This window comes from Streptomyces sp. NPDC002573 (genome assembly GCF_042889625.1).
Classification (GTDB): Bacteria; Actinomycetota; Actinomycetes; order Streptomycetales; family Streptomycetaceae; genus Streptomyces; species Streptomyces gibsoniae.
Window position 1 is genome coordinate 101,482 of the sequence record NZ_JBIARC010000021.1, and the last position, 11,774, is coordinate 113,255.

The window sequence follows — 11,774 nt, forward strand, 5'->3', positions numbered from 1 at the left end:
TCACTTCTCTACGGTGACTGCGGGCGCCGCGGGCTCCGCGGCGGCCAGCCGGGATCGCCGGTGGCCATACACGAAGTAGAACACGAGCCCGACGGCCATCCAGACTCCGAACACCACCCAGGTGACGGCCGAGAGACTGCCCATCATCCACACGCAGAAGGCGAAGCCCAGGGCGGGCAGCACCGGCGACAGCGGCACCCGGAAGGTACGGGGCATCTGCGGACGGGTCCGGCGCAGCATCACGACCGCGACATCGACCAGCGCGAAGGCGAACAGCGTGCCGATGCTGGTGGCGTCGGCCAGCTGGCCGAGCGGGATCGCGGCGGCGAGGACACCGCAGAAGGCGGAGACGATGACGGTGTTGGCGCGCGGCGTGCCGGTACGGGGGTGCACCCGCGAGAACACCTTCGGCACCAGGCCGTCGCGGGACATCGCGAACAGGATGCGCGTCTGGCCGTAGAGCACGGTCAGCACGACGCTCGCGATGGCGATGACCGCGCAGGCCGCCAGCAGCGTGCCCCAGAAGGTCTGTCCCGTGACGTCCTTCATGATCTGGGCGAGCGCCGCCTCGGAGTCGTTGAACCGCCGCCAGGGCTTCGCGCCCACGGCGACGGCCGCGACGACGACGTACAGCGCCGTCACGATGACCAGCGACAGCATGATCGCGCGGGGCAGGTCGCGCTGCGCGTTCTTCGCCTCCTCGCCGGCCGTGGAGGCGGCGTCGAAGCCGATGTACGAGAAGAAGAGCGTGGCCCCGGCAGCGCTGACCCCCGCCATGCCGAGCGGCATGAAGTTCGCGTAGTTGCCGGAGCGGAAGCCCTGGATGCCGATGAGGCAGAACAGCAGCAGCGCGGCGATCTTCACACAGACCATGATCGTGTTGGCGCGCGCCGACTCCCGGGCACCGCCGAGCAGGAACGCCATGGCCAGCAGCACGACGATCAGCGCGGGCAGGTTGAAGATGCCGCCGTCACCGGGCGGCGCGGACAGCGCGGCCGGGATGGTGACGCCGATGGTGCCGTCCAGCAGCTCGTTGAGGTACTGGCCCCAGCCCACCGCGACGGCGGCGACCGAGACGCCGTACTCCAGGACCAGACACCAGCCGCAGATCCAGGCGATCAGCTCGCCCATCGTTGCGTACGCATAGGAGTACGAGGATCCGGCGACCGGGATCGTGCCCGCCAGCTCGGCGTAGGACAGGGCGGAGAACAGCGCGGTGAGCCCGGCGATCACGAAGGACAGCGTCACGGCCGGACCGGCCTTGGGGACGGCCTCGCCGAGGACCACGAAGATGCCGGTGCCGAGGGTGGCACCGATGCTGATCATGGTGAGCTGCCACAGCCCGAGGGAACGCCGAAGCGTTCCTCCTTCGCCCTGGCCGCCCTCGGCGACCAGGTGTTCCACGGGCTTGCGGCGCATCAGCCGCGCGCCGAGGCCGGGGGACGGCGGGGCTGGATGACTGGGGGACTGCGGGGTGCGCCTTGGTCGAGCACGCATCGGCTCCTTTTCGCTGCCGGTCACGGGGGCAGGCGGGGACCGGCGGCACCAAGGGCAGGGACCACCGAGCGGGGTCCTCGCCACGCCGCGTACAGCGCATGACCCTATGAGTCCGCCCTTCACAGGCGTAATGCAGCAACCTTGCGCACCGTCGCAAGATCCATGCGTTCACCGGGATGTCACGGACGTTTGTTGCGCAGGACCTTCAGATGTTTGCGATGTGTACGACTGAGCTGCACGAACCCGTCCGAACACGGCTACGGCCCCCGTTCCGCCCGGAGGGGGAACAGGGGCCGTACGGCCGAGGCGACCAGATCACGTCGCCGGGGCGGCGGAGGTCAGCTCCAGCTGGCGTGCAGCGGCTTGCCCTCCGCGTAGCCCGCCGCGCTCTGGATGCCCACGACGGCCCGCTCGGCGAACTCCTCCAGCGAGTTGGCGCCGGCGTAGGTGCAGGAGGAGCGGACGCCCGCGATGATCGAGTCGATCAGGTCCTCGACGCCCGGGCGGCCCGGGTCGAGGAACATCCGGGAGGTCGAGATGCCCTCCTCGAACAGCGCCTTGCGGGCCCGGTCGTACGACGACTCCTCCGACGTGCGGTTGCGGACCGCGCGCGCCGACGCCATGCCGAACGACTCCTTGTAGAGCCGGCCGCCCGCGTCCTGCTGCAGATCGCCCGGGGACTCGTAGGTGCCCGCGAACCAGGAGCCGATCATCACGTTGGAGGCACCGGCCGCCAGCGCCATGGCGACGTCGCGCGGGTGGCGGACACCACCGTCGGCCCACACGTGCTTGCCGTACTTCCGCGCCTCGGCCGCGCACTCCAGCACCGCCGAGAACTGGGGCCGGCCGACACCGGTCATCATCCGCGTGGTGCACATGGCGCCGGGGCCCACACCGACCTTGACGATGTCCGCGCCGGCCTCGATCAGATCGCGCACGCCCTCGGCGGCGACGATGTTGCCCGCTACCAGCGGCACCTGCGGGTCCAGCGCCCGCACCGTCCTGATGGCGCTGATCATCGACTCCTGGTGGCCGTGCGCGGTGTCGATCACGAGGGTGTCGACGCCCGCGTCGAGCAGCTGCTTGGCCTTGCCCGCGACGTCGCCGTTGATGCCGACGGCGGCGGCGATGCGCAGCCGGCCGTTCGCGTCGGTGGCCGGCGTGTAGAGGGTGGCCCGCAGGGCGCCCTTGCGGGTGAGGATGCCGGCGAGCTTGCCGTCCTCGTCCACCGCGGGCGCGTAACGGCGGTTGGCGCCGTCGAGGGTGTTGAACGCCTCGCGGGGGTCGATACCGGCGTCGAGCAGCAACAGGTCCTTGGACATGACCACTTCGAGCTGGGTGAAGCGGTCCACGCCGGAGAGGTCCGCATCGGTGACCACACCGATCGGCCGGTGCTCCTCGTCGACGACGACACCCGCGTTGTGCGCGCGCTTGGACAGCAGCGCCAGGGCGTCGGCGACGGTCTGGTGCGGGGCGAGCACGATCGGGGTGTCCAGCACCAGGTGGCGGCTCTTGACCCAGGAGATGACGTCGGTGACCACGTCGATCGGGATGTCCTGCGGAATGACGACCAGTCCCCCGCGCCGGGCCACCGTCTCCGCCATACGGCGGCCGGCGATCGCGGTCATGTTGGCGACGACCAGCGGAATGGTCGTACCCGAGCCGTCCGGGGAGGAGAGGTCCACACCCTGCCGGGAGCCGACCGCGGAGCGGCTCGGCACCATGAACACGTCGTCGTACGTCAGGTCGTAGGCAGGCTGGATGTCATTCAGGAAACGCACGTGCTGCACATCCCAGTCGATCAAAGGCGGCCCCCGGACAGGACAGCCAGGGGGAAGAGCACGTACTTCATTGTCCCATGCCCGGCACGGCAGAGTCCCCGGACAGATCATCCAGGCAGGTCAGAGCGGGTTAGTGGGATCCTCCAAGCGCGAGCGCCACGGTCAGCTCCGGGGTGCCGTCCACGGCCTCGCAGAACACCTCCTCGGCGATCCGCCACTCCTCGGGCCGCTCCTTCGCGTACGCCCGCCAGCCCTGGATCACCAGCAGCAGCCCCCGCTCCACGGCACCGGCGGGCCAGACGGTGAGGTCGGTCAGCGAGTCGGCGAGGGCGTCCCAGTTACGGCCGAACCAGTCCGGGAGCTCCAGGGCGAGCCCGATCCGCTCCATGAACTCGGCCTTGTCGGTGACACCGTCGAGGTCCAGCGTCACCACGTGCCGGGACTCGAGGTCTTCGGTCATGTCGATACCGCCCTGAACGCGTTGTAGGGATCTTCGAGGTGATCGTCGGTGGGGCGCACCGCGCCGCCCGGCCGCCGGTCGGCACATGGTGTCCCGCCGTACGGATACGGGCGAGGGGACGGCCCTGCCGCGTCAGTGGGGCATGACGCGGCCGGGGCCGTCCCCTCGCATTCTGCCGTCGGTCCCCTCAAGGACCGTCGGGGTCCGCGCGGTGCAGGGCCGGGGTCGGCGCCGGACCCGCCGTCATCAGGTAGTCCGCCGCCGACGTGTCCGTGACCAGGCTGGTGACCAGCCCGGAGCGCAGGACCGCGTCGATCGCGGCCGCCTTCCGCTGCCCGCCCGCGATCGCGACGACCTCGGGGATACGGCGCAGCTGGTCCGCCTTGACGGTGATGCAGCGCTCCCCCAGGTCCCGCCCGACCCGGCGGCCCTCGGTGTCGAAGAGGTGCGCGGACATCTCGGCGGCGACGCCGAGGGACGCGTAGTGCGCCCGCTCCTCGTCGCTGAGCATGTCGTGCACCGTCGAGATGCCCGGCTCCCAGGAGCCGATGGAGACACAGGCGACCGTGACCTTGTCGAAGTACTCGAAGGCACGGGCGATCCCCGTCTGGTTGCGCAGCGCGGCCGCCGTCGCCGCGTCCGGCAGCAGCATCGGCGCGTAGATGGGGTGCGCGTCCCCGCCGGAGACCTGGGCGGCACGGCGGACGGCCTCCACCGAGCCGCGCTCGGCGGTCCCGGCGTCGTACACGCCCGTCAGCTGCACCACCGTGCACGGCGGCAGCCGGTCCAGGGCGGCCGCCATATGGATGGTCGACCGGCCCCAGGCAAGCCCGAGCACATCTCCCTCGGTCACCAGTTCGCCGAGCAGATCCGCGGCCACCTCCCCGAGGTTCTCGGGGTCGGGCGACTCCTCGGCCTCGGCAGGGGACTCCACGACCACGGCGTGCCTGAGGCCGTAGCGGGCGCGCAGCGCGTCAGAGCGCTCCGCGTCCAGCTCGGCCGGCACTCTGATCTCGATCCGTACGAGATCCCGTTCGAGGGCGGTCTCCAGGACCCGTGCCACCTTGAAGCGGCTGACGCCGAACTCCTCAGCGATCTGGATCTTGGACTTGCCCTCGAGATAGAAGCGACGGGCCATGGCCGCCGCCTGCACCAGCTCAGCGGGTCCCATCCGCATGGCTGACCGGCCCGCCGACATACCCGACACGGCCATCTCCTCACTGCTGTTCACACTCTGCATTCGCCGTTCATCCTTGCAGATCCGGCGGATTCGATCAGCCCGGACGGTCGGCGTTCAGGTTCCGTTGGCTCAGTCGTCGCACGCCCACGACGCCCGGGCCGTCGCCGCCTCCGCCTGGCTGCGCAATGCACGTACCGCCGCGGCCGGGTCGGCCGCGCCGTAGACCGCCGAGCCGGCCACGAAGACGTCCGCCCCGGCCTCCGCACAGCGCTCGACGGTGGAAGCGGAGACTCCGCCGTCGACCTGGAGCCACAGTTCGAGGCCGTGCTTGCTGATCAGCTCACGGGTGCGGCGGATCTTCGGCAGCATGATGTCGAGGAACGCCTGCCCGCCGAAGCCCGGCTCCACCGTCATGATCAGCACCATGTCCAGCTCGGGCAGCAGGTCCTCGTACGGTTCGATGGGCGTCGCGGGCTTGAGCGCCATGGAGGCCCGCGCCCCCTTGGCCCGGATCTCCCGCGCGAGCCGGACCGGCGCGGCGGCCGCCTCGGCGTGGAACGTGACCGATCCGGCACCCGCCTCGACGTACTGCGGCGCCCACCGGTCGGCGTCCTCGATCATCAGATGGCAGTCCAGCGGGGTGTCCGTCGCCCTCGCCAGGGCCTCTACGACCGGCACACCGAGCGTGAGGTTCGGGACGAAGTGGTTGTCCATGACGTCGACGTGGAGCCAGTCGGCTCCTCGCGCGGCCTGCGCTTCCTCGGCGAGGCGGGCGAAGTCGGCGGACAGGATGCTGGGGTTGATCTGCACGGCCATGCCCCAAGCCTGCCATGCCCGCCGACGGTTGCTCCCCCCGGTCCGAATGCCGGGCTGCGCGCCCGTGACCACAGCGCCCCGCCGGGCCGGGTTCCCGCGTCTCCCGCGCCGTGGCCGGCGGCGAAGGCCCGGCTTGCGGATCTTCCGTTTCCTCACACGGTGACCAGCGCCGATCCGTCTCACGATCCCGGCCACGCGTCGGCCTCCGCGTGCGGTCGGCCTTCACAGCACATGCAACTGCCGCAGGTCGCTGATGTACTTGCGGATCAGTGCCGCCGACAGGTGCGGAATGTCCTTGTCCGGCCCCACCTCGGCCGCGCGCACCGCGGTACGGAAGCGGTCGGTGGGAAAGCCCGCGCCGTCGATGGGCTCCTCGGGGTGGGCGAAGGCGTGCAGCAGGGGCAGCAACGAGTACTGCTTCTGCTGGTCCGGCATGGCGCGGATGGCGGTCTCGAACCGGGTGAACCACTGGTCGTAGTCGTCGATCCGTGCGACGGGGCAGCCGGCGTCGTTCAGCCAGTCCACGAAGACATCCAGTGAGATGCCGTCGGCGTGGGGGTTGAGCACATTGAACGTCCGACAGCCCCGGGAGGCCTGCCCGCCGATGGCGGTGATGGCCTCGGCGGTGAAGTCGACCGGCAGCCCGTTGTAATGCGCGGCCTGACGGTTGCCCGCGGCGTCGAGCCGGTAGAAGGAAACCGGTGCTATGCCGGTGGCGACCAGGCTGAACAGCAGACGGGTGAAGACATCGGGCACGTTCAGCTGCCCGGCGTACGTGCTGTGCGCGAGGATCATGTCGGAGCGGAAGGTGGCAACCGGCAGGCCGCACAGGTCGTGGGCCTCCCTCAGGAGCACCTCGCCCGCCCACTTGCTGGTCCCGTACCCCGCTGCGTAGCCGCCGTCCAGCCTGCGCACCGGGCTGGTCGCCCTGATGTCGGCGTACTCGTCGGCCGACGACACCTGGGAGGAGATCGCCGCGACCGTCGACAGATAGGTGACCGGCTTGATCCGGGTGGTGATCGCCATCCGGATCAGCTCGGCGGTGCCGACCACATTGGGGCCGAACAATTGTTCGTACGGCAGCACATGGTTGACCAGCGCGGCCGGGTGCACGATCTGGTCGACGGTGCGGGCCAGCCGCTGCCAGGTCGGTTCGTCCAGTCCCAGGTCCGGTTCGCCGATGTCGCCGGCCAGCACTTCGAGGCGAGCCGCGGCCGACTCCCGGAAACGGCGTAGCAGTTCGGGGTCACCGCTGTCGTAGACGGATTCGAGTCGCTGCCGCGCGGCCTCGGCACTGTCGCCTCGCACGATGCAGACGAGGGTGCCGCCGGTGGCCGCCAGCCGCTCCATCCACTCAAGGGCCATGAATCGCCCCAGATAGCCGTTGGCGCCGGTCATCAGGACGGTGCGCACCGGTCCGGTGGGGAGCGGCAGCTTCGTGGCGGCGGCGAGGGTCCGCTCGTCGACGAACTTGTCGAGGGTCAGATCCGCCGCCTTCACTTCCGTGCTGCCCGCGCCGTGTACGGCTGTGAAGGTCGGCCGCTTCGCCCCCGCCAGGTCGGTCTCGATGTGCTGCGCCAGCCGCCGAAGATTGTTGGCGGGGCTGATGATGACACCGACCGACACGGCGATGCCGAAGATCTGCCCCAGCAGGTTCGACAAGGTGAGCGCGGACAGGGAATCGCCGCCGAGGTCGGTGAAGCGCGCGTTGGGGTCCACGAGGCCGGTCGCGCCGCCCAGCACCGCCTGAGCGGCCTGCAGCACGGTGTCGATCACCGGCTGCTTCGCGCCCACGTGGCGCAACCTGCTCAGCGCGCTGGTCTCCCGGTCGGCCAGCTCCGCGTACAGCTGCTCCAGCCGCGGGCCGTACCGGTCCGCCAGCCGAGGACGCAGCAGCTTGCGCGTCGAGGAGAGCAGGCCGTTGTCGGTGGTGAAGGGCTCGGTCTCGATCAGGAAGTCGCGGGGGATCTCGTACGAGTTGAGGCCGGCGTCCGCAGCCGTCTGCCGCAACGACTCGTGCAGCTGGGCCGCGAGGTCGCCGCCGCCGCGCAGCGCCTCCTCGGTGGGCACGATCACCGCGAGCAGAAAGGCCCGCTCGCTGTTGCCGTGGACGAACATCTGCCGCACCAGTGGACTGGTCGCGAAGGTGGCCTCCACCCGGGACAACGCGACGAACTCGCCCTGTGCCAGCTTGAGCACGTTCTTGCGGCGGTCGACATAGACCAGCTCGTCCGGACCGATCTCGGCCATGACGTCACCGGTGCGGTAGTAGCCGTCCTCGTCGAAGATCTCGGCGGTCGTGTCGGGACGCCTGTAGTAGCCCGGGATGATCGTTTCCGACTTGATCAGCAGCTCACCCCGCGGGTGCGGGGTGTCGGTGCGCAGGTAACCCAACTCGGGCACGTCCACCAGCATGTGGTGGCGAGCGGTGCCGGGGATCGTGCAGGCAGGAGGGCCCGGTCCGCGGAAGTGAACTCGACCCTGGCGGTGCCGAGTTCGACGCCGCACAGAAGAAGCTTCACAACATGAGAACCGGTCACTCGTTTGGAGAACCTACGGCTCCGGAGGGTCAGGCGGTGCGGCGGATCAGGGCCAGATACATCGCGTCGGTGCCGTGCATATGCGGCCACAGCTGTACGTCAGGGCCGTCACCGACGGCCGGTACGCCGGGCAACAGCGGCCGGGCGTCGATGAGTTCGGCGTTCCGGTACTGCTTGAGGACGTCGTCGACCACGGCCCGGGTCTCGGCGAGATGGGGCGAGCAGGTCGCGTAGCCCACGACGCCACCGACGCGTACGGACTCCAGAGCCGTCCGCAGCAGGGCGCGCTGGAGGGGCGCGAAGCCGTCGAGGTCCTCGGGCCGGCGCCGCCAGCGGGCCTCGGGCCTGCGGCGCAGCGCACCGAGCCCCGTGCAGGGCACGTCCATCAGGACCCGGTCGAACACCCCGGGGCGCCACGGCGGCCGGGTTCCGTCGGCGGTGACGACCTGGTACGGCCCGGGGTTCCCGGCGAGCGCCTTGGCCACCAGACCGGCGCGGTGCGGCTGCTTCTCGGAGGCGAGCAGCGTGGCGCCCCGCTCGGCGGCGAGGGCGGCCAGCAGCGCGGCCTTGCCACCGGGTCCGGCGCAGCCGTCCAGCCACCGCTCGTCGGAGCCCTCCAGGGGCGCGTTCGCGAGGGCGAGGGCGACGAGCTGGCTGCCCTCATCCTGGACGCCCGCGCGGCCCTCCCGCACGGCCTCCACGGCCCCGGGGTCGCCGCCCTCGGTGAGCCGGACGGCGTACGGCGACCAGCGGCCGGGCACCGCGGCCTCCTCCCCGAGCAGCTCCTCGGTGGTGGCGCGGCCGGGCCGGGCCACCAGTGTGACCTCGGGCCGCTCGTTGTCGGCCTCCAGCAGGTCCTCGATCCCGGCACGCCCGCCGCCGAGGGAGTCCCACAGGGCGGAGACGATCCAGCGCGGGTGCGAGTGGACGACGGCGAGGTGGTCCTCGGGGTCCTCGTCGTAGGGCGGCGCGACCTGTTCCAGCCAGCCGTCGAGGTCGTTCTGGGCGACCTTGCGCAGCACGGCGTTGACGAACTTGGCCCGTCCGTCGCCGAGCACGACCCGGGCGAGCTCGACGGTGGCGGAGACGGCGGCGTGGCTGGGGATCCGCGTTCCCAGCAGCTGGTGCGCCCCGAGGCTCAGCACATCGAGCACGGGCGGGTCGACCTCGCGCAGTGGCCGGTCGACACAGGCCGCGATGACGGCGTCGTACGTCCCCTGGCGGCGCAGTGTCCCGTACACCAGCTCGGTGGCGAGCGCCGCGTCCCGCCCGTCCATCTCGCCCGCCTCGCGCGCCTTGCGCAGCAGGGGCGGCAGGACGAGATTCGCGTACGCGTCCCGCTCGTCGACGGCCCGTAGCGCGTCGAAGGCGAGGATGCGGACGGGGTCCTTCTTGGGCCGACGGTAGGGCTTGCCGGGCTTGCGGGGCCGACGGGACTGGTCACTCACGAAAAAGGTGCTCCGGTTATGGGACGACGTGCGCTTCCCAGCGTACGTCCGGGGGTCGGCGGGCGGACGGGGAGGTCAGCCGCCGAGGGTCTCGGCGCCGCCGATGCGCACTCCGCGCGCCCAGTCCGCGGCCTGCATCGGCTTCTTGCCCTGGGCCTGCACCCACACCAGCTCGACGGCGTAGGAACCGGTGCCGACGTGCACCTTGTTCTTGCCGGCCGCGAGCTGTCCGGGGGCGAGATCCGTCCGCTCGGGCACGGGCGTGACCTGGATCAGCTTGAGCCGCTCGCCGCGGAAGGTGGTCCAGGCGCCGGGCGCGGGCGTGCAGCCCCGGACCACGCGGTCCACCCGGAGCGCGGGCGCGGCCCAGTCCACCTGCGCGTCCTCGACGGTGATCTTGGGCGCGAGCGTGACGCCCTCGGCGGGCTGCGGTACGGCCTTCAGGGTGCCGTCCTCGATGCCGTCCATGGTGGCGGCGAGCAGCCCGGAACCGGCGAAGGCGAGGCGGGTGAGCAGGTCGCCGCTGGTGTCGGTGGAGCGGATCCGCTCGGTGACGGTGCCGTAGACGGGCCCGGAGTCCAGTCCTTCCTCGATGAGGAACGTGGAGGCACCGGTGATCTCGTCGCCCGCCATGAGCGAGTGCTGCACGGGGGCGGCGCCGCGCCAGGCGGGCAGCAGCGAGAAGTGCAGATTGACCCAGCCGTGGGTGGGGATGTCGAGGGCCACCCGGGGCAGCAGCGCCCCGTAGGCGACGACGGGGCAGCAGTCGGGCGCGATCTCCCGCAGACGCGCGAGGAAGTCCTCGTCGCGGGGCCGGTTCGGCTTGAGGACCTCGATCCCTGCCTCCTCCGCCCGTTCGGCGACGGGGCTGGCGACGAGCCTGCGCCCACGTCCCGCCGGTGCGTCGGGCCGCGTGACGACGGCCGCCACCTCGTGCCGGCCGGACGCGATCAGGGCGTCCAGCGCGGGAACGGCGACCTCGGGGGTACCTGCGAAGACAAGCCTCATGGGTGGGTGACGGCCTCTCGGGCGGGAGTCGGGACAAGGCCGGGCGACTGCGGCGGGCCGAGGCGCACGGATAGCTCACCAGTCTATGGGGGGTTGTGGCGCCGAAAGCGCGAAGGGCGCCCTGATCCAGGGCGAATGCCCCTCACAGCGCACACCGCCACAGGGGGCGTACATCCACCTCCTTACGCCCCCGCACCGTGACCAGAGCCCCTCACGCGCGTTGGTCAAGAAAGAGTTGACCACAACGGGCCGCGATCGCGGCCCGATTCATTTCAACGCCGGTTCGAGAGGCTTGTTCATGGCCGACCACGCAACCCACGACGCCCAGGCCCGGGCCAGCCTGCACCTGCTGGTGCGGGACATCGAGCGGGTCCGCCGACAGGTGGACGCGTTGCGCACCCTCACCGCTCAGTTGGGCAATGTCTACCGCCCGCGCCGCTCCGGCCCGTCCACGGGCTTCGTCGTCTACGGCCGCGCCCCCGCCCCGACCGTCCGCCTCGCCCAGGAGCTGCGGGACAGTGTCGAGACCCTGGTCACGGCGGCCGTGGACTTCGACCGCTCGCTCGGGTTCTCGTGGGACGCCGTGGGCTCCGCACTCGGCGTCACCAAGCAGGCGGTGCACCGCCGTTACGGCGCCCGCCGGGCCGCCGCCCAGGCACCCACCGAGGCCGAACGCGCGCCGGAGGCGACCGGCACCCGCACGCTCAACATGGGCGGCGGCATGCCCACGGTGCCCGCGGCCCGTTCGATGCCGACGCAGCCCACGGCGGGCAGCCCCACCCTCCGCGACGAGGTGCGGTCGACGGCCTTCCCCGGCCCGCGCAACGGCTGAGCGGCCCTCCGCCTGCCTCCCGGCCGCACCGGGAGGCAGCCGTGCGGCCGCGCCGCGACGGCACCGATCCGTGTCCGAGGGCGGCCCCTGAGCACCGCCGGGTGCGTCCCGATCCCCCAACTACCGCTGTCTTACGGCGACATCCGCTGGTGCACGAACCGGCCGCGGTCCGGCGGACGTGCGCCGCCCCGGAAGCCGCCACGGCCCGCGCG

The 11,774-nt window shown here is 71.4% G+C and carries 8 protein-coding genes and 1 pseudogene; 1 reads left to right on the plus strand and 8 read right to left on the minus strand.

Features of this window, described 5'->3' with window-relative positions; genetic code table 11:
• The 8 genes and pseudogenes from ACFYX0_RS21170 to fmt form a co-directional block, all read right to left on the minus strand.
• Nucleotides 1–1,493 (minus strand): annotated as a pseudogene (locus tag ACFYX0_RS21170) (amino acid permease).
• A gap of 342 nt (nt 1,494–1,835) precedes the next feature.
• Nucleotides 1,836–3,278 (minus strand): GuaB1 family IMP dehydrogenase-related protein, encoded by a 1,443-nt coding sequence (locus ACFYX0_RS21175; RefSeq protein WP_388972174.1) that lies wholly within the window; start codon nt 3,276–3,278, stop codon nt 1,836–1,838.
• Nucleotides 3,279–3,408: 130 nt separating this feature from the next.
• The gene (locus ACFYX0_RS21180; RefSeq protein ID WP_388972175.1) at nt 3,409–3,738 is read right to left on the minus strand and encodes a barstar family protein; all 330 of its coding nucleotides are present in this window, start codon (nt 3,736–3,738) and stop codon (nt 3,409–3,411) included.
• Nucleotides 3,739–3,925: 187 nt separating this feature from the next.
• Entirely contained in the window at nt 3,926–4,969 is a 1,044-nt protein-coding gene (locus ACFYX0_RS21185) for a sugar-binding transcriptional regulator (protein WP_388972200.1), read from the minus strand.
• A 78-nt stretch (nt 4,970–5,047) separates the two neighbouring features.
• On the minus strand, nt 5,048–5,734 hold the full coding sequence (gene rpe / locus ACFYX0_RS21190; RefSeq protein WP_355913707.1) for a ribulose-phosphate 3-epimerase: 687 nt from the start codon (nt 5,732–5,734) through the stop codon (nt 5,048–5,050).
• Between the two features lie 222 nt (nt 5,735–5,956).
• Nucleotides 5,957–8,137 (minus strand): thioester reductase domain-containing protein, encoded by a 2,181-nt coding sequence (locus tag ACFYX0_RS21195; protein WP_388972176.1) that lies wholly within the window; start codon nt 8,135–8,137, stop codon nt 5,957–5,959.
• A gap of 166 nt (nt 8,138–8,303) precedes the next feature.
• Entirely contained in the window at nt 8,304–9,722 is a 1,419-nt protein-coding gene (locus ACFYX0_RS21200; RefSeq protein ID WP_388972177.1) for an RsmB/NOP family class I SAM-dependent RNA methyltransferase, read from the minus strand.
• 75 nt (nt 9,723–9,797) lie between these two features.
• Nucleotides 9,798–10,730, minus strand: a complete 933-nt coding sequence (fmt, locus tag ACFYX0_RS21205) for a methionyl-tRNA formyltransferase (RefSeq protein WP_388972178.1) — start codon at nt 10,728–10,730, stop codon at nt 9,798–9,800.
• A 298-nt stretch (nt 10,731–11,028) separates the two neighbouring features.
• On the opposite strand from fmt, the gene ACFYX0_RS21210 reads away from it, so the two are divergent.
• Nucleotides 11,029–11,562: a hypothetical protein gene (locus ACFYX0_RS21210; RefSeq protein WP_355913695.1), complete on the plus strand. Its 534-nt coding sequence runs from the start codon at nt 11,029–11,031 to the stop codon at nt 11,560–11,562.
• Nucleotides 11,563–11,774 lie beyond the last annotated feature (212 nt).

Bases quoted from the DNA above. Each gene is read 5' to 3' on its own strand.
- fmt (WP_388972178.1), bottom strand. From the start codon at position 10,730: ATGAGGCTTGTCTTCGCAGGTACCCCCGAGGTCGCCGTTCCCGCGCTG.
- ACFYX0_RS21180 (WP_388972175.1), bottom strand. From the start codon at position 3,738: ATGACCGAAGACCTCGAGTCCCGGCACGTGGTGACGCTGGACCTCGAC.
- ACFYX0_RS21210 (WP_355913695.1), top strand. From the start codon at position 11,029: ATGGCCGACCACGCAACCCACGACGCCCAGGCCCGGGCCAGCCTGCAC.
- rpe (WP_355913707.1), bottom strand. From the start codon at position 5,734: ATGGCCGTGCAGATCAACCCCAGCATCCTGTCCGCCGACTTCGCCCGC.